Genomic DNA, 20,101 nt, shown 5'->3' with positions numbered 1-20,101 from the left:
CGACGTAAATATTTCGGCAGGGAGAGTTTTGGGCCGTTCGTTCGTTGGTCGGGTATGCGCGTGTTCGCGGTAGTGCTGATCGGTCTCGCCGTCGAGTTGCTGACCTTGGTGTGGGCGGCCGGGACGTGGGGTTTCCTGCCCACGCTCGGGCTGCTGGTCCTCGGCGGCGTCGTCGGCTCGGTGCTCATGCGCCGGGAGGGCGCGCGCACGATGGCGGCCTTCGCCGAGGCCATGCGCACCCGCCGCGCGCCCCACCAGGAGATCGCCGACGGCGTCCTCATCGCGGCGGCCGGCTTCCTGATCATCGTGCCGGGCTTCCTCAGCGACGTGGCGGGCCTGTTCCTGCTCTTCCCGCCCACCCGCCGCCTGATCAGCAGGCGCATCGCCCGCCGCTCCGAACAGCGCGAACGCGAGATGACCCTGAACCTGCGCTACGGCCGCCCGCCGACCGCCGGCGGCGTGGTGATCGACGGCGACGTGGTCGACATCCGCCCAGACGACATCCGCCCAGCCGACCCGAAACCCGCGCAGCGCCCCGAACTGACCTGACCGCCGCCCCGGTCCCGCCGATCGCGCGGTGTCACGGCCGGCCGTCGCGGGTACCACACAAGCCATGACGGTCATCGGTGTGCACGCCTCGCACGAGCAAGTTCACCCGTCCGAGCTGCTCAGGGCCGTGAAGCGCGCGGAACAGGTCGGGTTCGACGCCGCCATGTCGTCCGACCACTTCTCGCCGTGGAGCGCCCGCCAGGGCCAGTCCGGGTTCGCCTGGTCGTGGCTCGGCGCGGCCCTGGAGGGCACCAGCCTGCCGTTCGGCGTGGTCAACGCGCCGGGGCAGCGGTACCACCCCGCGGTCATCGCGCAGGCCATCGGCACGCTCGCCGCCATGTACCCCGGCCGGTTCTGGGCCGCGCTGGGGACCGGTGAGGCCAGCAACGAGCACATCACCGGGCAGCGGTGGCCCCGCAAGGAGGTCCGCACCGCCCGGCTGCGCGAGTGCGTCGACGTCATCCGCGCGCTGCTCAACGGCGAGGAGGTCAGCCACGACGGCCTGGTCACCGTCGACCGCGCCCGCGTCTGGACGCGGCCAGGGGAGCCACCCAAGCTGCTGGGCGCGGCGGTCAGCGTGGAGACCGCGCGGCAGCACGCCGAGTGGGCCGACGGGCTGATCACCGTCAACGGGCCCGTCGAGCACCTGCGCAAGGTCGTCGAGGCGTACCGGGGCGCGGGCGGCATCGGCAAGCTGTGCCTGCAGGTGCACCTGAGCTGGGCGCCCACCGAGGAACAGGCCCTGGCCACCGCGCACGAGCAGTGGCGGTCCAACGTGTTCGCCCCGCCGGTGTGCTGGGACGTCGACACCGCCGAGCAGTTCGACGTGATCTCCGCGGACGTCACCCCCGAGCAGGTCGCGCGCACCGTCAACGTCTCCGCCGACCTCGCCGAGCACGCCGCGCGGATCACCGGGTACGTCGAGCTGGGCTTCGACGAGATCTACCTGCACCACGTCGGCCAGGAGCAGGACCGGTTCCTCGACGCGTTCGGCGAGCACGTCCTGCCGGAGGTGGGCCGGTGAAGCTCACCCGGACCGCCGACCTGTGGTGGAAGAACGCCGTCGTCTACTGCCTGGACGTGGAGACCTTCCACGACTCCGACGGCGACGGCCACGGCGACTTCCGCGGCCTGACCCAGAAGATCGACCACCTGCACAACCTGGGCGTGACGTGCGTCTGGCTGATGCCGTTCTACCCCTCGCCCGACCGCGACGACGGCTACGACATCACCGACTTCTACGGCGTGGACCCGCGCCTGGGCACGCACGGCGACTTCGTGGAGTTCGTCCGCACCGCCCGCGACCGCGGCATGCGCGTGATCGCCGACCTGGTGGTCAACCACACCTCCGACCAGCACCCGTGGTTCGAGGAAGCCCGGTCGTCGCGGGACAACCCGCGCCGCGACTGGTACGTGTGGCGCGACCAGCCGCCGCCGGACGCGGAGAAGGGCGTGGTCTTCCCCGACCAGGAGAAGTCCCTGTGGGAGCTGGACAAGAAGACCGGCCAGTACTACCTGCACCGGTTCTACAAACACCAGCCGGACCTCAACGTCGCCAACCCCGAGGTGCGCGACGAGATCGCCCGCGTCATGGGGTTCTGGATGGAGCTGGGCCTGTCGGGGTTCCGCGTGGACGCGGTGCCGTTCCTGCTGGAGGCCCCGGTCCAGGACCTGCCCGACCCGCACGACTACCTGTGCGACCTGCGGGCGTTCCTGTCGCGGCGCAACGGTGAGGGTGTGCTGTTGGGTGAGGTGAACCTGCCTTACACCGACACGATGAAGTTCTTCGGCAGTGTCGACGGCGTCGGCGACGAGCTGCACATGTGCTTCGACTTCATCGGCATGCAGCAGATGTACCTGTCGTTGGCCCGCAAGGACGCCAGCCCGTTGACCCATGCGTTGAAGGAACGCCCCCTGCCGCCGCGCGACTGCCACTGGGCGACGTTCGTGCGCAACCACGACGAGTTGACGCTGGACAAGCTGACCGAGTCGGAGCGGCAGGAGGTCTTCGACGCCTTCGGGCCGGATCCGGACATGCAGCTGTACGGGCGGGGGTTGCGCCGACGCCTGCCGTCCATGCTGGGCGGTGACCTGCGGCGCATCAAGATGGTCTACAGCCTGCTGTTCACGCTTCCGGGGACGCCGGTGTTGTTCTACGGCGAGGAAGTCGGCATGACCGAGGACCTGTCGCAGGAGGGGCGGCTGGCCGTGCGGACCCCGATGTGGTGGGACGCGGCTCGGGAGCAGCGCCACGACGACGGGTCGCTGTTGGCGTGGATCAAGAAGTTGATCAAGGGGTATCGGGACTGCCCGGAGCTGGCCTGGGGGACGTTCCAGGTGATCGACGCTCCGGAGCCGGGGGTGTTGGCGCACCGGTGCGACATCGACGGCGGGACGGTGGTGGCGGTGCACAACCTGGGCGACGCGGAGGTCCAGGTCGACCTGTCCAGTGTGGAGGGTGAGCTGACCGACGTGTTCACCGAGGAGCCGGTGAAGCCGAAGGTCGCGCTGGAGCCCTACGGGTGCCGCTGGCTGCGCGCCTGGGCGGACGGGGCTCAGGTCAACCGGTAGCCGTGGGCGGGGCGGTTGGCCATCCCGTAGCGGGGTTGGACTTCCGCCTTGCCCACCGCCACCAGGTGTTCCAGGTAGCGGCGGGCGCTGACGCGGGACAACCCGGCCCGCTCCCCGACCTCCTGCGCCGACAGGTCCGTCGGGCTGTCCCGCAGCGCCTCGGTCACCAACCGCAGCGTCACCGCCGACAACCCCTTCGGCAGGCCCGACCGCGGCCGGTGCTGCAACAGTTGGTCCACCTCGTCCTGGTCCAGCCACTGCCCGAGCCGTTGCACCTCCAGCCGCCGCGCCAGGTACTCCCGCATCCGATCGAGGAAAGCCGTGCGGGTGAACGGCTTGACCAGGTAGTGGTCCACGCCCCGGGACATGGCCTGCCGCACGGTCTCCCGCTCCCGCGCCGCCGTCACCGCGATGACGTCCACCGGCGGCCCCGACCGCGACCGCAGCCGCGCCAGCACCTCCAAGCCCGAGATGTCGGGCAGGTGGATGTCCAGCAGCACCAGGTCCGGCCGCAACGACTCCACCGCCCGCAGCGCCTCACCGCCGCCGTGCGCCTCGCCCACGACCGTGAACTCCGGCAGCGCCTCCAGGAACGCCCGGTGCACGGCGGCCACCGCGAAGTCGTCGTCCACCACCAACGTCCGCACGGTCATCGGACACCTCCATCCGGCAGCCACACGTCGAACGACGCGCCGCCCAGCTCCGAGTCGGAGATCTCCACCCGACCACTGCGCCGCGTGACCACCCGGGACACCAACGCCAACCCGATCCCCCGCCCGTGCGCGCCCTCCGGCGCCTTCGAACTCACGCCCAACGTGAAGATCCGCCCCCGCTGCGAGTGCTCGACCCCCGGGCCGTCGTCGTCCACGACCATCCGCACCCCGTCCGACGACGACCGCACCAGCACCCGCACCGTCCCGCCCGGGTCCACCGCGTCGACCGCGTTGTCCACCAGGTTGCCCAGCACCGTCAACGCGTCGTCACCGGTGCGGGCCGCGACCGCCGAGGACGGGTCCAGCCGCAGCGCCACGCCCCGCTCGTGCGCGGTGGACGACTTGGCCAGCAGCAGCGCCGCCAGCGCCGGGTCGGCGACCGCGCCGGAGATGATGTCCGAGGTCAGCGAGCCCGTCCCGCCGACGCGTTCGATGTAGGCCACCGCCTCCGCCCGCCGGTCCAGCTCGACCAGGCCGCCGATCACGTGCAGGTGGTTGGAGAACTCGTGCGCCTGCGCGCGCAGCACCTCGGTGACCGTCCGCTGCCCGTCGAGCTGCCGCAACGCGTCGTGCAGCTCGGTCCGGTCGCGCAACGTCAGCACCACGCCCACCGGGCGGCCGTGGGTCTTGGCGGTCATGCGGTTGGCGACCAGGACCCGTTCGCCGGCCAGCACCAACCGGTCGGCCACGTCGTCCACGCCGCGGGCCAGGTCGAGCAGGCCGCCGTCCTCCAGCACCTCGGCCGCGGGCCGGCCGGTCGGGTCCTCGGTCAGGCCGAGCAGGCGCACCGCCTCGTCGTTGACCAGCGCCAACCGCTCCCGGTCGTCCACGGCGACCACGCCCTCGCGGATGCCGTGCAGCATCGCGTCGCGGGTCTCCAGCAACTGCGCGATCTCGGCCGGTTCCAACTTGAACGTCCGCCGCCGCACCAACTGGGTCACCAGCGCCGCGCCCAGCACGCCCACCAGCGCCGCGGCGGCCAGCCAGCCGATCAGCTCGGGCAGGTCCTCGGCCAGGTCCGCGGACAGCTCGCTCTCCAGGATGCCGACCGACGCCATGCCGATGATCTGCCCGTCGGCGGCGCGGATCGGCACCTTCGCCCGCAGCGACGTGCCCAGCGTGCCGGTCTCGGTCCCGACGAACACGTTGCCCGACAACGCCGAACTCGGATCGGTGGAGACGCGTTCCCCTATCCGCCGCGGGTCCGGGTGGGCGTAGCGGACCCCGTTGCGGTCGGTGACGACCACGTAGGTCACGCCGGAGGCCTTGCGGATCAGCTCCGCCAACGGCTGGATGGTGGCCGACGGCTCGGGCGCGCCGAAGGCCTCCACGACCGTGGGCAGCCGCGCCACGCTCTCCGCGACCGACAGCATCCGGTCCTTGTAGGCCTCCCGGATCCGGTCGGACTGCAACTTCGCCGCCAGCAGACCCGCCGCGCACGTCGTCACCAGCACGATGACCACCTGCAACACGAGCAGGGACCACCCGAGGGGGACGGTGCGGCGACGCATGGCAGGCATTCTGGCGCACGCCGTGTGAGACCGGCCACGACCTAAACGACCAATACGGCCCTTACGACCGATGCCTTACCGCGCCGGCGCGCCGCTCCTACCGTTCCCGCCCAACCAGGGCGACGACGCCCCGGTGGGAACGTGGAGGCATTCGATGGCAGCACAGCACACCCGACTGGTCGCGGCGGTCGTCGCCGCGGGCCTGGTGCTCGCGGGGTGTGGGGGAGGCGCGAAGTCGGCGAGCGGGGAGATCACCAAGCTGGAGATCATGGCCCCGGCCGACCCGGGCGGCGGCTGGGACCAGACCGCCCGCGCCATCCAGGCCGCGGTCACCGGCGGCGGGCTGGTCAAGTCGGCGCAGGTCAGCAACGTCGGCGGGGCGGGCGGCACGGTCGGTCTGCAGAAGCTGGCCACCGAGAAGTCCGAGTCCTACCTGATGGTCACCGGCCTGGTCATGGTCGGCGCGGTGGAGACCAACGGCGTGGACAAGCGGCTGGAGGACACCACCCCGATCGCGCGGCTGACCGCCGAGGAGGAGGTGGTCGTCGTCCCGGCCGACTCGCCGCACCAGAGCATCGAGGACCTGCTCAAGGCCGTCGAGGAGAAGGGCCAGGGCGTGTCGATCACCGGCGGCTCGGCCGGCGGCACCGACCACATCCTCGCCGCGATGCTGCTCAAGGCCAAGGGCATCGACCCGGCCAAGCTCAACTACGTGCCCTACTCCGGCGGCGGCGAGTCGCTCGCGGCGCTGCTGGGCAAGAAGGTGGACGCGGGCATCTCCGGCGTCGGCGAGTACAAGGAGCAGATCAAGGCGGGCAAGCTGCGCGCCCTGGGCACCTCCGGCGCGAACCCGCACCCGGACCTGAACGTGCCGACGTTCAAGAACCTGGGCACCGGCGTGGAGCTGATCAACTGGCGCGGCGTGGTGGCGCCCGGCTCGATCTCGCCGGCGGCCAAGGAGCGGCTGGTCAAGCTGATCACCGACATGCACGCAGGCCCCCAGTGGCAGGAGGAGCTGAAGAAGAAGGGCTGGACCGACACGTTCCTGACCGGCCACGAGTTCTCCAAGTTCCTCACCGTGGAGATCGGCCGCATCAAGCCGGTCCTCCAGGACATCGGCCTGGTCAAGTGACCACCGGCACCGCACCGCGGGAGGCCTCGGCGAAGGTCGAGGAGTACGTCTTCGGCGGCCTGGTCGCGGCGCTGGGCGTGTTCACCCTGGTGGACGCGGGCACCATCGCCTCGACCCGCGACGCCGTGGGCGCCCGCGCGTTCCCGTACGCGGTGGGGGTGTTGTTGCTGGTCACGGGCGTGGCGGCGATCGTGGCCACGGCCCGGGGCCGGCTGGGCGAGGCAGAGGAGGGCGAGGACGTCGACACCGCCGTGCGCACCGACTGGCTGACCGTGGCCAAGCTGGTGGCCCTGCTGGTGGCGCACCTGGTGCTGATCGACGTGGTCGGCTGGCCGGTCGCGGCGGCCGTGCTGTTCTGCGGGGCGGCGTGGGCGTTGGGCGCGGTGTGGTGGAAGGCGCTGGCGGTGGCCGTGGTGCTGGCGCTGGTGGTGCAGGTGGTGTTCGCGTCCGGGCTGGGCCTGTCGCTGCCGGCGGGCGTGTTCGAGGGGGTGCCGCTGCTCGATGGGTAGCCTCACCGCCCTGCTGGAGGGCTTCGCGACCGCCGCGCAGCCCGAGTACCTGCTCTACGCCCTGCTGGGCGTCACCCTCGGCACCGCCGTGGGCGTGCTGCCGGGCATCGGCCCGGCGATGACGGTGGCGCTGCTGCTGCCGCTGACCTACTCGCTGGAGCCGACCGCCGCGTTGATCATCTTCGCGGGCATCTACTACGGCGGCATGTACGGCGGGTCGACGACCTCGATCCTGCTGAACACGCCCGGCGAGTCGTCCTCCATCGTCACCGCCCTGGAGGGCAACCGGATGGCCCGCGCCGGCCGGGGCGCGGCGGCGCTGGCCACGGCGGCGATCGGGTCGTTCGTGGCGGGCACCATCGCGACGGTGCTGCTCACGGCGTTGGCGCCGACCATCGCCGACGTCGCGGTGACGCTGGGCCCGGCGGACTACGTGGCGCTGATGGTGGTGGCGTTCGCGACGGTCGCGGCGCTGCTGGGCTCCTCGCCGGCGCGCGGGCTGGCGTCGCTGGGCGTCGGCCTGTTCCTGGGCCTGGTCGGGACGGACACGTTGTCCGGTCAGTCGCGGTTCACCCTCGGGGTGCCGACACTGGCCGACGGGATCGACGTCGTGGTCGTCGCGGTCGGCGTGTTCGCGGTCGGTGAGGCGCTCCACGTGGCCTCCCGGCTGCGGCACGGCCCGGTCGAGGTGGTGCCGGTGGGCGGGAAGTGGAACACCGGCGAGTTCTGGCGGCGGTCGTGGAGGCCGTGGCTGCGCGGCACGTTCATCGGGTTCCCGGTCGGCACGGTGCCGGCGGGCGGCGCGGACGTCTCGACGTTCCTGTCCTACGCGGCGGAGAAGAAGCTGTCCAAGCGGTCCGACGAGTTCGGCAAGGGCGCGATCGAGGGCGTGGCCGGGCCGGAGGCGGCGAACAACGCGGCGGCGGCGGGCGTGCTGGTGCCGCTGCTGACGCTGGGGCTGCCGACGACGGCGACGGCGGCGGTGATCGTGGCGGCGTTCCAGAGCTACGGCATCCAGCCCGGCCCGCTGCTGTTCACCACCAACTCGGCGATGGTGTGGGCGCTGATCGCGTCGCTCTACATCGGCAACGTGATGCTGCTGGTGCTCAACCTGCCGCTGGTGAAGATCTGGGTGAAGGTCCTGCAGATCCCGCGCCCGTACCTGTACGCGGGGATCCTGCTGTTCGCCGCGCTGGGCACCTACGCGGTGAACTTCGTGGTGGACGACCTGGTGGTCCTGTTGATCATCGGTGTGGTCGGGTTCTTCATGCGCCGGCACGGCTACCCCGTGGCGCCGCTGGTGGTGGGCCTGATCCTGGGGCCGATGGCGGAGGAGCAGGTGCGCCGGACGCTGCAGATCAGCGAAGGCGACCCGACCGCCCTGGTGACCAGCCCGTTCGCGGCGGCGGCCTACGTGCTGCTCGCCGCGGCGCTCACCGTGGCGGCGGTGCTGCGCCGACGCCGGCCGCGCGTGCCGGCGACGACGGGCTGACCGTTCCGCCGCCGGGCGTGCAGGCGCGTGCGCCTGGCGGCGGAGCGGGTCCGGCGTGTGCGCCCGGCGGCGGAGCGCGGTGCGGCGTGTGCGCCTGATGGCGGAGCGGGTCCGGCGTGTGCGCCTGGCGGCGGAGCGCGGTGTTCGGCGTGTGGGCCCGCCGGCGGGGCGTGGTGTCGATCGCTCGATCGGTTGGTTTGCCGGGCCGGCCGGTGCGCGCATGGCGGCGTTGCTCCCAGGATGGGTCTTCCCGCATCCACGAGCACCCGGAGGACCCTCGTGTCCACGTCGTTCCTCGACCGCAAGATCCGCCACGGCTTCGACCGCTTCGACGGCGACCGGGACGGCCGGCTCACCTGGCACGACCACGTCGTGATGGGGGAGCGGACGGCGGCGGGGCTGGGGCACGAGCCGGGGTCGCCGGTGGGGCACCGGATCATCGAGGCCTACTGCCGGATCTGGGAACGGGTGCACCGGCCGCACGACCTGGACGGCGACGGCAGCCTCACCCGCGAGGAGTTCGCGGCGGCGGTCGCCGGGGCGGCGGGGCGGGCCGGGGCGATCGCGGACCTGGCGGTGACGGTGTTCGAGGTGGCCGACGCCGACCGGGACGGCCGGATCGGGTTCACCGAGTACCTGGCGTTCCTGCGCGGCCACCAGCCCGACGTGTCGGAGGCGGAGGCGGCGGAGGCGTTCGCCCACCTGGACCGGGACGGCGACGGGTGGGTGGCGCGGGCGGAGGTGGCCACGGCGATCGTGGAGTACTGGACCAGCGACGACCCGGCGGTGCCGGGCAACTGGTTCTACGGCCGCCTGCCCCGGGCCTGACGCCGGTTGACAAGTGGTGGCGGCTCGACGCGGTCGAGGCGGGGTTCGCGTGACCGGCTTCCCGAGGTGCACCGCCCGGCCGGGGCCGCCGACCCGTGACTCGTCCCGCTGTCCGCGGCCTGAGCGACTGATACTTGCGCAATCTTGACGTGCCACGTGAAGATATTCGCGTCCAGCAGTCGCCCAGCCGAAGGATTTCCATGACGTCGCCGTTCGGTCTGCACCGTGTCGTCGAGCCGGCGGGTGTCCTGCCGCAGCAGGCCCGGCGGTTGGACCCCACTCCGCGGTGCGGTGCGGACGAGGTCGTCGTGGACGTCGAGCGGCTCAACCTGGACGCCGCGTCCTTCCGGCAGCTGCGCGAGGAGCACGGCGACGGGATCAAGGCCGCCGTGCTGGACATCGTCGCCGAGCGCGGCAAGATGCAGAACCCCGTCACCGGCTCGGGCGGCATGCTGCTGGGCACCGTCCGCGAGGTCGGCCCGGACTCGCCGCTGAACCTCAAGCCCGGCGACCGGATCGCCACCCTGGTCTCGCTCACCCTGACCCCGCTGCGCATCACCGACGGCCTGGCGGACTGGGACGGCGCCACCGAGCAGGTCCCGTGCGCGGGCACCGCGGTGCTGTTCGGCCGGTCCATCGCCGCCGTGCTGCCCGCCGACCTGCCCGACGAGCTGGCGCTGTCCATGCTGGACGTGTGCGGCGCGCCCGCGCTGACCGACCGGGTCGTGCGGCGCAAGAACGCCGGGTCCGTGCTGGTGCTGGGCGGCGGCGGCAAGTCCGGGTCGCTGTCGCTGGCCGCCGCCCGCCGCGCCGGCGCGACCCGGCTCGTGGCGCTCGTGCCGACCGAGGCGGAAGCGCGGCGGGTGCGGGCGTCCGGGCTGGCCGACGAGGTGGTCGTCGCCGACGCCCGCAACCCGGTCGCCGTCCTGGAGGCGGTGGGCAAGCCCGCCGACGTGACCGTGGTGTGCGTGGACGTCCCGGGCTGCGAGCACGGCGCGATCCTGGCCACCGCCGACGGCGGCACGGTCGTGTTCTTCTCCATGGCCACCTCCTTCTCCGCCGCCGCCCTGGGCGCGGAGGGCCTCGCGGCGGACGTGGAGATGCTGGTCGGCAACGGCTACGTGCCCGGTCACGCCGAGTTCGCCCTGGACCTGCTGCGCGCCGAGCCTGCCGTGCGGGCGCTGTTCGACCACCGGCAGACTGCACAGGCGTGACTACCGTGAACAGGACCCAGCTGCTGGTGGGTGGCCGGGTGCACTCCCCGACCTCGCCGGACGCCACCGCGATGGCGATCACCGACGGCACCGTGGTGTGGCTGGGCCAGGACTCCGCGGGCCGCGCCCTGCACCCCGACGCCGAGGTCGTCGACCTGGCCGGCGCGTGGGTCGCGCCCGCGTTCGTGGACGCCCACGTCCACGCCACCTCCGCGGGCCTGCTGCGCACCGGCCTGGACCTGACCCGCTGCCGGTCGCTGACCGAGCTGCTCGACGCCGTGCGCGCCGCCGAGGGCCCGCTGGTCTGGGGCCACGGCTGGGACGAGACCCGCTGGCCGGAGCACCGCCCGCCCACGCGCGCCGAGCTGGACGACGCCGCCCGCGGCAAGACCGTGTACCTCTCCCGCATCGACGTGCACTCCGCGCTGGTGTCCACCGCCCTGGTGGACCTCGCCCCGACCGCCCGCGCCGCCGACGGCTGGTCCCCGGACGGCCCGCTGTCACGCGCCGCGCACCACCTCGTGCGGGGTGCGGCCAAGGACGCCATCCCCGCCGAGCAGCGCCGCGCCGCCCAGAGGGCTTTCCTGGACCACGCCGCCTCGATGGGCATCGCCTCGGTGCACGAGTGCGCGGGCCCGGACATCTCCAGCCGCGACGACCTGGCCGACCTGCTCGCGAGCACCGACGGCCCCGAGGTCGTGGGCTACTGGGGTGCGCGCGAGCCGATCGACCTGCCCGTGCGCGGCCTGGCCGGCGACCTGTTCGTGGACGGCGCGCTGGGGTCCCGCACCGCCGCGCTGTGCGACCGCTACGCCGACGCCGACACCTCCGGCGCGCTGTACCTGTCCGCCGACGAGATCGCCGCGCACCTGGTCGCGTGCACGCGGGCGGGGTTGCAGGGCGGGTTCCACGTCATCGGCGACGCCGCGATGGCCGCCGTGGTCGAGGGCTTCGAGAAGGCCGCCGCGACCGTGGGCGCGCCCGCCCTGGCCGCGCGCCGGCACCGCTTGGAGCACGTCGAGATGATCACCGCCGAGCAGGCCGCGAAGCTCGGCTCGTGGGGCGTGGTGGCGTCGGTGCAGCCGCTGTTCGACCACGAGTGGGGCGGCCCCGAGGGCATGTACGCGCAGCGCCTCGGGGTCGAACGCGGCACCGCGCTCAACCCGTTCGCGCGGCTCGCGTCCGCCGGCCTGGTGCTGGCGCTCGGCTCGGACGCCCCCGTGACCGCGGTGGACCCGTGGGCGGCGGTCCGCGCGGCCGTGCACCACCGCACCGACGGGTTCGGCATCTCCCCGCGGGCCGCGTTCAACGCCCACACCCGCGGCGGGTGGCGCGCGGCCGGCGTGGACGACGGCATCACCGGCACCCTCCAGCCCGGCGCGCCCGCCACCTACGCGGTGTGGGAGGCGGGGGAGTTGGAGGTCACCACCCCGGACTCCCGCGTGCAGCGCTGGTCCACCGACCCGCGCTCGCGCGTGCCCGGCCTGCCGTCCCTGGACTCCACCCCGACCTGCCTGCGGACCGTGTTGCGCGGCAAGACCATCTTCGAAAGGGAGTGACAATGGCGTTGCTCGACCTCGACCCCGGTGTGGTCGCCACGGCGCGCGGGCTCGCCGCCAAGGCGGCCGAGCCCGTGGTGGCGATCGCCAAGGCCCACACCACGGTGGCGGTCGAGCGCGCCACGCTGCGGCTGGCCGGGATCACCGGCGCCGACTCCACCCACCGCGCGGGCGACGTGCCGTGGGTGAACCGGGTGATCGACACCGTGCGCGAGCACTGCGGCCTCGAACACGGTGTCGCCCTCCCCGCTTTCCACGCCCTCAAAGAGCACAACCTGGGCACGCTGACCGAGCTGGCCGAGGCCACCGCCGCCGGGCAGGTCCGGTTCACCGTGCCGACCGGCCGCGACCGCACCCGCGCCGAGAAGGCCGCCCGCACCGCGATCGCCCGCGGCGTCAAGACCGTCGACAAGAACAAGGCGCAGCGCGAGAAGCTGGTCGCCAAGTGGGGCGACCCGGCGCAGCGGCCGTGGATCTACCTCATCGTCGCCACCGGCGACATCGACGAGGACGTGGTCCAGGCGCAGAACGCCGCCCGCGCGGGCGCGGACATCATCGCCGTGATCCGCTCCACCGGGCAGTCGCTGCTGGACTACGTGCCCGAAGGCGCGACCCACCACGGGTTCGCCGGCACCTACGCCACGCAGGAGAACTTCCGCATCATGCGGGCCGCGCTGGACGAGGTGTCCAAGGAGGTCGGCCGGTACGTGCGGCTGACCAACTACGCCTCGGGCCTGTGCATGCCCGAGATCGCGGTGCTGGCCGGGTTGCAGCGGCTGGACATGATGCTCAACGACTCCATGTACGGCATCCTGTTCCGCGACATCAACCCCATCCGCACGTTCGTGGACCAGCGGTTCTCCCGCCAGGTCCACGCCCGCGCCGGCATCATCATCAACACCGGCGAGGACAACTACCTCACCACCGCCGACGCCGTGGACGCCGCCCACACCGTCACCGTGTCGCAGCTGCTCAACGAGCACTTCGCGCACGAGGCCGGGCTGCCCGACCACCTGCTGGGCCTCGGGCACGCGTTCGAGATCAACCCGAAGGTGCCCGAGTCGTTCCGGCTGGAGCTGGCGCACGCCCTGCTGGCGCGCGAGCTGTTCCCCGACGCGCCGCTGAAGTGGATGCCGCCGACCAAGCACATGACCGGTGACGTGTTCAACGGCTACCTGCTCGACGGGTTCTTCAACCTCGCCGGCGTCCTGACCGGCCAGTCGATCCTGCTGGTCGGCATGATGACCGAGGCCGTGGTGACGCCGTTCCTGTCCGACCGGGACCTGGCGCTGGCCAACGTCCGCTACGTCCTTAACGCCGCCGGCGGGCTGGCGGAGGACTTCCGGCCCGCGCCCGACGGGTTCATCGTCAAGCGCGCCCACCAGGTGCTGGGCGAGGCCGTGGACCTGCTGGAGCGCATCGTGGACGACGGGCTGCTCAACGCCATCGCCGACGGCACGTTCGGCCTGATGAAGCGGCCCGCCGACGGCGGCAAGGGCGCGGACGGCGTGGTGGAGAAGGCCGACGGGTACTGCAACCCGGCCTCGGAACTGCTGGAATCCGGGCTGCTGGAGGTGGGGGCGTGACCAAGCGGCACGTGCGTCCATACGGTGACACCACCGGCGACGGGATGGTGCAGACGTCGTTCACGCTGCCCGTGCCGTTCGGGCCCAAGGCCGACGGGGCGGCGCAACAGCTGGCGAACAAGATGGGCATCGACCCGGCGATGGTCGTGCACTCGCACCCCATCGGCGAGGACTTCACGTTCTTCGTCGTCTACGGCTCGGTCAAGCACATCGTGGACCTCGACGAGGTGCGGGTGGTGGAGCGGGAGTACCCGCTGCTCTCGCCCGCCGAGGTCAACACGACGGTGAAGAAGTTGTTGCGGCGCAAGCTGGTCGTGGTCGGCGGGTGCATCGGCACCGACGCGCACACGGTCGGCATCGACGCCATCCTCAACATCAAGGGCTTCGCCGGCGAGAAGGGCCTGGAGTACTACCGCGAGCTGAAGGTCGTGAACCTCGGCGCGCAGGTGTCGGTGCCCGAGCTGGTGCGGCGGGCGCGGGCGGAGAAGGCCGACGCGGTGCTGGTGTCGCAGGTCGTCACCCAGCGGGACGCGCACATCCTCAACACCCAGGAGATGTCCGCGGCGTTCCGCGAGGCGATGGGCGAGCGCCGCCCGCTGCTGATCGCCGGCGGCCCCCGCTTCGACCCGCTGATGGCGGGGGAGCTGGGCGTGGACCGGGTGTTCAGCCGCGGCACCACGCCCGGCGAGGTCGCCAGCTACCTGGTGCACGCGATGCAGGAGAGGAAAGGGGCAGCGTGAGCCTGACCGAGGGTTTCTCCGTGACACACCGCCGCTACGTGCCGCACTCGCACGCCCACTACGGGGGCAACCTCGTGGACGGCGCGTACGGGCTGGGCATGTTCGGCGACGTGGCGACCGAGCTGCTCATCCGCACCGACGCCGACGAGGGCCTGTTCGCGGGCTACTCGAACGTCGAGTTCGCGGCCCCGATCCAGGCCGGCGACGTCATCGAGGCGACCGCGACCCTGGTCCGCGTCGGCACCCGCTCCCGCGAGATCGAGTTCGAGGCCCGCGTGGTGTGCCGGTCGGCCCCGGACCGGGGCCCGTCGGCGGCGGACGTGCTGGACCCGCCGATCGTGGTCACCCGCGCCCGGGGCACGGTGGTGGCGCCCAAGAAGGGCTAGAGAGCCTCAGGCGGGTTCGCGCAGCAGCTCCACCAGCGCGGCGATGCTGTGGTCGCGGTGGCCCCGCGCCACGGCCCGCCGCAGCAGGTCGTGCATGGGCTCGTGCCACGCGACATCCAGGCCGGCCTCGGCGGTGACCTCGTGGTCGTACGGGACGGCGTCGTGGAACAGCCCGATCGAGGACTGCGGGTCGGTGTACTCGCCCCGGTCGATCTCGTCGGCCAGCGTCGGCAGCACCGAGGCGATCATGGCCAGCCACTTCGCCGTGTGCGGCACCAGGGATGCGGCCGTGCGGCCCCGGGCGGTGACCAGGGCCGCGCCCTGGAAGAAGCCGAGCAGGGCGGGCAGCAGGGTGCCGCCGACCGCGTACTCGTGGAGCTTGGCCAGGTCGACCTCCGCGCCGAGCCACGACGTGTCGCCGCCCAGGACCCGCAGCGTCGCCTCGTGCTCGGCGTACACGGTCTCGTCGCCGCTGTAGTAGAGCTGCGTGTCGGCGGCCCCGATGGCAGCCGGGACGTTCTTGATCGCCCCGTCCAGGTGCCGCGCGCCGCGCGCGGTCGCCCAGGCCGCCGTCGAGCGCGCCCCGGACGGGGTGCCGCTGTTGAGCGTGACCAGCGACCGGCCGGTCAGGTCCGCGTCGGCCAACGCCTCGGTGGTGGCGTCGTAGTGCGCCAGGCAGGCGACGACCAGCGGGCCGGCCGCGACGGCGTCGGCGGCGGTGTCGGCGTGCGCCGCGCCGGGCACGACGGCCCGGCCGGGCGTGCGGTTCCACACGGTGGTCGGGTGGCCGGCGGCGACGAACGCCGCCGCCAGGGCCCGGCCCATCGCGCCGAGTCCGATCACCGTGACCGGTGTGCGGTTCATGGGTCCCCCTTGGAGTGTTCGGTTCACGACCGTGCTCGCCAGGACGCCGGCAGTTGATCAAGTACCGTCATTTTTGTCGGGTACTGACCAATTTGTCGGGGGGTGGGCGTGAAGCACCGGACGTACACGTGCGGGCTGGACGCGGCGATCGACGTGATGGGCGGCAAGTGGAAGCCGCTGGTGCTGTGGGAGCTGCACGGCGCGACGCTGCGCTTCGGCGAGCTGCGCCGGGCGGTGCCCGGGATCAGCGAGCGGGTGCTGATCAACCAGTTGCGCGAGCTGGAGGCCAGCGGCCTGGTGCACCGCGAGCTGCACCACGAGGTGCCGCCGAAGGTCGAGTACTCGCTGACCGACTTCGGCCGGTCCCTGCTGGCCGCGCTGCTGCCGCTGGGGGAGTGGGGCGAGCGGCACAAGTCGCGCATCGAGGCGATCCCGCGCTGAAGCGCCCGGCTGGGTACGCGGGTCTTCCGGCGTCTGCCACCATCAACGCGTGATCAGCCTCGACCCGGCCTCCTCGGTACCCCCGTTCGAGCAGGTGCGGTCCCAGTTCGCCCGCAAGATCACCGAGCGCGAGCTGGCCGTGGGCACCCGCTTGCCCACCGTGCGGGCACTCGCCGCCGAGCTGGGCATCGCGGTCAACACCGTGGCCCGCGCCTACCGGGAGCTGGAGGAGGCGGGTCTCATCGAGACCCGGGGCAGAGCGGGCACGGTGGTCAGCGCGGCGGGGGAGCGCAGCCGGGAACGGGTGCTGCGCGCCGCCCGCGGGTACGCCGCCACGGCGCGCGAGCAGGGGCTGACGCCGGAGGAGGCGCTGGAGATCGTGCGCGCCGCGCTCGCCGACTGACCCGCCCGACCGGATCGGGGCCGGGCGTGGGCGGATCCGATCAGTAGGGTGACCGGGTGGCGAGCGAACGCAGTGACCCGGCGCGCACCCTCGCGGTGCTGTGGCGCACCTCCACGCCCGCGCCGCGCAAGGGCCTCGGCCTGGACCGGATCGTCACCGCCGCGGTCGAGCTGGCCGACGCCGAAGGGCTGGCGGCCCTGTCCATGCGGCGCGTCGCGGACAAGCTCGGCGTGGGCGCGATGTCGCTCTACACCTACGTGCCCGGCAAGGCCGAGCTGGTGGACGTCATGGTCGACTCGGTCAGCGGCGAGACCGCCCGCGACCACGTGCCCGGCGGGTGGCGGGCCCGGCTCGCGCACGTGGCCCGGGAGAACTGGGCGCTGTGCCTGCGCCACCCGTGGCTGCTCGACGTCGCCGGCAACCGGGCGGTGCTCGGCCCGAACGTCGCCGCCAAGTACGACCACGAGCTGCGCGCGGTCGACGGGATCGGGCTGACCGACGTGGAGATGGACGCCGTGCTCACCCTCGTGCTCGGCCACGTCCACGCGGCGGCCCGGCTCGCCGTCGAGTCCGCGCGCCTCGAACAGCGCACCGGGTTGAGCGACGAGCAGTGGTGGGCCGCCGCCGCGCCGGTGCTGGCGAGCGTGTTCGACCCGGCGCGGTTCCCCGTCGCGGCCCGGGTGGGCGCGGCGGCGGGGGCGGCGCACGGCGCGGCGTACTCGGGGGAGCACGCGTTCGAGTTCGGCCTGGAACGCGTGCTCGACGGCGTCGAGGCGCTGGTGCGCGGCCGTCAGTAGGGGCGCTTGGGCATCATCACCCACAGCACGATGTAAATGACGAACTGCGGTCCGGGCAGCAGGCAGGACAGCAGGAACAGCAGCCGCACCGTGTTCGGCTTCCAACCGAACCGGGCGGCCAGTCCCGCGCACACGCCGGCGATCACGCGCTGGTTCTGGGGCCTGGTCAACGTGGTCATGCCTCCACCATCCGCCCGCCGGCGCGTTCCCGCATCGGTGGGAACCCTGAGCCGCACCCCGGGACGCGTGCGACCGGGTCCGGGACCGGTGGTCCCGCTCACCCGCGCGCAACCCGGGCGACGCCCGCGCGTCGGGTGGGGGTGATCTCGCATGGCGGGTGTCGGCGCAGGCCGGCGGCCTCGTAGGCTGGTCGGTGTGGTCGCGACCCCCGTGGCGCCGGGACAGCCGGACGCCGTCACACCCCCTGCCCGCCGTCGGGACGTGAAGGGCACGCTGCTGCGGCTCGCGTTCGCGGCCGGGGGCGGCGGGCTGGTGTTCCTGAGCTTCCCGCCGCGCACCCTGTGGTGGCTCGCGCCGCTGGGGTTCGCGGTGCTGGGCGTGCTGCTGCACGGCCGCCGGATGCGCGCGGGCTTCGGGCTGGGCGTGGTGTGGGGGCTGGGCTTCACGGTGCCGCTGCTGCGCTGGACCGGCGAGTTCGTCGGCCTGATCGCGTGGCTGCCGCTGGCGCTGGTGTGCGCGGTGCTGATCGGCGTGGGCACGGCCCTGATGGCGCGGGTCTCGACGCTGCCCGGCGGGCCGGTGTGGATGGCGCTGCTGTGGATGGCCGGCGAGCTGTTCCGCGGCGTGTTCCCGTTCGGCGGGTTCCCGTGGGGCAAGATCGCCTTCGGCCAGCCCGAGGGCTGGTACCTGCCGCTGGCCGCGCTGGGCGGCGCGCCGCTGGTCGGGTTCGCCGTCGCGCTGACCGGCTTCGGCCTGGCCCACGTGGGCCGCAACTGGAAGCTCGGCGCGCCGCTGGTGGTGCTGCCGCTGGTGGCGGGCCTGGCCGCGATCGGGCTGGTGGGCACCGCGCCGGACCAGGGCACGGCCGTGGTCGCCGCGATCCAGGGCAACGTGCCGCGCGCCGGCCTGGACTTCAACTCCCAGCGCCGCGCCGTGCTGGACAACCACGTCAAGCGCACGGTCGAGCTGGCCGACGCGGTGCGCGCGGGCCGGGCCAAGCAGCCGGACCTGGTGATCTGGCCGGAGAACTCCTCCGACATCGACCCGTTCCGCAACGTCGACGCCGCCGCCCAGATCGACCGCGCCGCCAAGGCCATCAAGGCCCCCATCGCCGTGGGCGCGGTGGTCGTCGACCGCACGGACAACCTGCCGCGCAACACCGTCGTGCTGTGGGACCCCGAGCGCGGCCCGATCGACACCTACACCAAGCGGCAGTTGCAGCCCTTCGGCGAGACCATGCCGTTCCGCAGCTTCTTCCGGATCTTCACCAAGACCGTGGACCGGGCCGGGGTGTTCCAGCCGGGCTCGGACCCGGAGGGTTTCGCGATGGGACCGGCGAAGGTGGCGATCGACACGTGCTACGAGGTCGCGTTCGACGGCGTGGTGCGCGACTCGATCACGGCGGGCGCGAACCTGATCGCGATCCCGACCAACAACGCCACGTTCGGCTTCACCGAGATGACCTACCAGCAGCTGGCGATGTCGCGGGTGCGGGCCGTCGAGCACGGCAAAGCGGTGGTCGTGGCGGCCACCAGCGGCGTGAGCGCGATCGTGGCCCCGGACGGCTCGGTCACCCAGCGGACTGGTTTGTTCACCCCCGACGCACTGGTGGCGGAACTGCCGCTGCGCGGGGAGGCTACGCTTGCCACCCGGCTCGGCGCGTGGCCCGAGTGGGTGATGACCGCGCTGGGCCTTCTGGCCGTGGCGTTCGGCTTGACAGTGCAACGACGAGGATCGCGTCCGACCCCTGGTGCGGGTGTCGGCGAGGAGGAAACGGATGGCGGACCAGCAGGCGCAGCCTGACCGCGAGCTCGGGCCGGTGCTGGTGGTGATCCCGACCTACAACGAGCGGGACAACATCGGGAAGATCGTGAAGCGGTTGCACGCGGCGCTGCCGAAGGTGCACACGCTCGTGGTCGACGACGGCAGCCCGGACGGCACGGGGCAGCTGGCCGACGAGATGGCCGCCGCGGACGACCGGGTGCACGTGCTGCACCGCACGCAGAAGGCCGGTCTCGGCGCCGCCTACGTGGCGGGCTTCCACTGGGCGCTGGAGCACGGCTACGAGGTCGTGGTGGAGATGGACGCCGACGGCTCGCACGCGCCGGAGGACCTGCCGCGGCTGCTGGACGCGTTGCGCGACGCGGACCTGGTGCTGGGCTCCCGGTACGTGCCGGGCGGCTCCACGGTGAACTGGCCGTGGCTCCGGCAGCTGATCTCGCGCGGCGGGAACGTGTACTCGCAGATCGCGCTGGGGACGTCGGTCCGGGACATCACCGGCGGCTTCCGGGCGTTCCGGGCGGAGGTGCTGCGCCGGCTCAAGCTGGACACGGTCGCCTCGCAGGGCTACTGCTTCCAGATCGACCTGGCGTGGCGGACCATCGAGCTGGGCCACCGGGTGGTGGAGGTGCCGATCACGTTCACCGAGCGCGAGCTGGGCGAGTCGAAGATGAGCGGCAACATCGTGCGCGAGGCGTTGCTGCGGGTGACCAAGTGGGGCCTGCGCCGCCGCTACACCCAGCTGCGCGACTTCTTCGCGCCGAAGACGAAGGCCGGCGCGCGCCGCTAGCTCGTGCCGCGCGAAAGGGGGCCCGCCGGAGAACTCCGGCGGGCCCCTCGTCGTGTG

Annotated in this window: 21 protein-coding genes; 17 read left to right on the top strand and 4 right to left on the bottom strand. The window is 72.8% G+C overall.

All coding sequences use genetic code 11. The annotated features are described in order from the left end of the window. Nucleotides 1-54: 54 nt before the first annotated feature. The 3 genes from ABD126_RS10555 to ABD126_RS10545 all read left to right on the top strand — a co-directional run bounded on the left by ABD126_RS10555 (nt 55) and on the right by ABD126_RS10545 (nt 3,120). Nucleotides 55-549 carry an FxsA family protein gene (locus ABD126_RS10555; RefSeq protein ID WP_343933544.1) on the top strand — a complete coding sequence of 165 codons (495 nt, stop codon included), beginning with the start codon at nt 55-57 and terminating at the stop codon, nt 547-549. Between the two features lie 64 nt (nt 550-613). Then, entirely contained in the window at nt 614-1,573 is a 960-nt protein-coding gene (locus ABD126_RS10550; protein WP_343933543.1) for a TIGR03885 family FMN-dependent LLM class oxidoreductase, read from the top strand. Beyond that, nucleotides 1,570-3,120 carry an alpha-amylase family protein gene (locus tag ABD126_RS10545; protein ID WP_343933542.1) on the top strand — a complete coding sequence of 517 codons (1,551 nt, stop codon included), beginning with the start codon at nt 1,570-1,572 and terminating at the stop codon, nt 3,118-3,120. The genes ABD126_RS10550 and ABD126_RS10545 overlap by 4 nt, the downstream gene beginning before the upstream one ends. Here the strand turns inward: ABD126_RS10545 and ABD126_RS10540 are convergent. Together ABD126_RS10540 and ABD126_RS10535 are read right to left on the bottom strand one after the other, a co-directional pair. Next, on the bottom strand, nt 3,105-3,773 hold the full coding sequence (locus ABD126_RS10540; RefSeq protein WP_343933541.1) for a response regulator: 669 nt from the start codon (nt 3,771-3,773) through the stop codon (nt 3,105-3,107). The two genes, ABD126_RS10545 and ABD126_RS10540, sit on opposite strands and share 16 nt — an antisense overlap. Further along, the gene (locus tag ABD126_RS10535; protein WP_343933540.1) at nt 3,770-5,344 is read right to left on the bottom strand and encodes an ATP-binding protein; all 1,575 of its coding nucleotides are present in this window, start codon (nt 5,342-5,344) and stop codon (nt 3,770-3,772) included. The genes ABD126_RS10540 and ABD126_RS10535 overlap by 4 nt, the downstream gene beginning before the upstream one ends. Before the next feature lie 154 nt (nt 5,345-5,498). Here ABD126_RS10535 and ABD126_RS10530 point away from each other — a divergent pair, with 154 nt between their 5' ends. From ABD126_RS10530 to kal, 9 genes are all read left to right on the top strand, one after another. After that, on the top strand, nt 5,499-6,476 hold the full coding sequence (locus ABD126_RS10530; RefSeq protein ID WP_343933539.1) for a Bug family tripartite tricarboxylate transporter substrate binding protein: 978 nt from the start codon (nt 5,499-5,501) through the stop codon (nt 6,474-6,476). Then, the gene (locus tag ABD126_RS10525) at nt 6,473-6,985 is read left to right on the top strand and encodes a tripartite tricarboxylate transporter TctB family protein (RefSeq protein WP_343933538.1); all 513 of its coding nucleotides are present in this window, start codon (nt 6,473-6,475) and stop codon (nt 6,983-6,985) included. The genes ABD126_RS10530 and ABD126_RS10525 overlap by 4 nt, the downstream gene beginning before the upstream one ends. Beyond that, nucleotides 6,978-8,477 carry a tripartite tricarboxylate transporter permease gene (locus tag ABD126_RS10520; RefSeq protein ID WP_343933536.1) on the top strand — a complete coding sequence of 500 codons (1,500 nt, stop codon included), beginning with the start codon at nt 6,978-6,980 and terminating at the stop codon, nt 8,475-8,477. The genes ABD126_RS10525 and ABD126_RS10520 overlap by 8 nt, the downstream gene beginning before the upstream one ends. Nucleotides 8,478-8,756: 279 nt before the next feature. Then, nucleotides 8,757-9,305 carry an EF-hand domain-containing protein gene (locus tag ABD126_RS10515; protein WP_343933535.1) on the top strand — a complete coding sequence of 183 codons (549 nt, stop codon included), beginning with the start codon at nt 8,757-8,759 and terminating at the stop codon, nt 9,303-9,305. Nucleotides 9,306-9,505: 200 nt separating this feature from the next. After that, nucleotides 9,506-10,519 carry an L-erythro-3,5-diaminohexanoate dehydrogenase gene (gene kdd / locus ABD126_RS10510; RefSeq protein ID WP_343933534.1) on the top strand — a complete coding sequence of 338 codons (1,014 nt, stop codon included), beginning with the start codon at nt 9,506-9,508 and terminating at the stop codon, nt 10,517-10,519. After that, complete coding sequence (locus ABD126_RS10505; RefSeq protein ID WP_425542776.1) at nt 10,516-12,078, top strand: amidohydrolase; 1,563 nt, start codon at nt 10,516-10,518, stop codon at nt 12,076-12,078. Before kdd ends, ABD126_RS10505 begins: the two co-directional genes overlap by 4 nt. Before the next feature lie 2 nt (nt 12,079-12,080). Beyond that, nucleotides 12,081-13,664 carry a lysine 5,6-aminomutase subunit alpha gene (gene kamD, locus ABD126_RS10500; RefSeq protein ID WP_343933532.1) on the top strand — a complete coding sequence of 528 codons (1,584 nt, stop codon included), beginning with the start codon at nt 12,081-12,083 and terminating at the stop codon, nt 13,662-13,664. Between the two features lie 11 nt (nt 13,665-13,675). Next, the gene (gene kamE, locus ABD126_RS10495) at nt 13,676-14,404 is read left to right on the top strand and encodes a lysine 5,6-aminomutase subunit beta (protein ID WP_343933531.1); all 729 of its coding nucleotides are present in this window, start codon (nt 13,676-13,678) and stop codon (nt 14,402-14,404) included. Between the two features lie 20 nt (nt 14,405-14,424). Further along, nucleotides 14,425-14,790, top strand: a complete 366-nt coding sequence (gene kal, locus ABD126_RS10490; RefSeq protein ID WP_343933530.1) for a 3-aminobutyryl-CoA ammonia lyase — start codon at nt 14,425-14,427, stop codon at nt 14,788-14,790. A gap of 6 nt (nt 14,791-14,796) precedes the next feature. Here the strand turns inward: kal and ABD126_RS10485 are convergent, their stop codons facing one another. Further along, on the bottom strand, nt 14,797-15,654 hold the full coding sequence (locus tag ABD126_RS10485) for an imine reductase family protein (protein WP_343933529.1): 858 nt from the start codon (nt 15,652-15,654) through the stop codon (nt 14,797-14,799). 156 nt (nt 15,655-15,810) lie between these two features. Between ABD126_RS10485 and ABD126_RS10480 the strand changes: the two genes are divergently transcribed. From ABD126_RS10480 to ABD126_RS10470, 3 genes are read left to right on the top strand one after another with little or no spacing between them, the layout of a single operon-like run. After that, complete coding sequence (locus ABD126_RS10480; protein ID WP_343933634.1) at nt 15,811-16,095, top strand: winged helix-turn-helix transcriptional regulator; 285 nt, start codon at nt 15,811-15,813, stop codon at nt 16,093-16,095. Nucleotides 16,096-16,144: 49 nt separating this feature from the next. After that, nucleotides 16,145-16,498 (top strand): GntR family transcriptional regulator, encoded by a 354-nt coding sequence (locus ABD126_RS10475; protein WP_343933528.1) that lies wholly within the window; start codon nt 16,145-16,147, stop codon nt 16,496-16,498. 56 nt (nt 16,499-16,554) lie between these two features. Continuing rightward, nucleotides 16,555-17,295 carry a TetR/AcrR family transcriptional regulator gene (locus tag ABD126_RS10470; RefSeq protein WP_343933527.1) on the top strand — a complete coding sequence of 247 codons (741 nt, stop codon included), beginning with the start codon at nt 16,555-16,557 and terminating at the stop codon, nt 17,293-17,295. Here the strand turns inward: ABD126_RS10470 and ABD126_RS10465 are convergent. Further along, nucleotides 17,289-17,474 (bottom strand): PspC domain-containing protein, encoded by a 186-nt coding sequence (locus tag ABD126_RS10465; protein WP_343933526.1) that lies wholly within the window; start codon nt 17,472-17,474, stop codon nt 17,289-17,291. The two genes, ABD126_RS10470 and ABD126_RS10465, sit on opposite strands and share 7 nt — an antisense overlap. Before the next feature lie 196 nt (nt 17,475-17,670). Between ABD126_RS10465 and lnt the strand changes: the two genes are divergently transcribed. Beyond that, entirely contained in the window at nt 17,671-19,278 is a 1,608-nt protein-coding gene (lnt, locus tag ABD126_RS10460) for an apolipoprotein N-acyltransferase (protein WP_343933525.1), read from the top strand. Beyond that, nucleotides 19,253-20,044, top strand: coding sequence for a polyprenol monophosphomannose synthase (locus ABD126_RS10455; RefSeq protein WP_343933524.1), 792 nt, complete (start codon nt 19,253-19,255; stop codon nt 20,042-20,044). Before lnt ends, ABD126_RS10455 begins: the two co-directional genes overlap by 26 nt. Nucleotides 20,045-20,101 lie beyond the last annotated feature (57 nt).

Origin of the sequence: Saccharothrix mutabilis subsp. mutabilis (genome assembly GCF_039521145.1) — a bacterium.
Lineage (GTDB): Bacteria > Actinomycetota > Actinomycetes > Mycobacteriales > Pseudonocardiaceae > Actinosynnema > Actinosynnema mutabilis.
The sequence above is the reverse complement of the archived record's forward strand: the minus strand, read 5'-3'. Positions and strand labels throughout refer to the sequence as shown.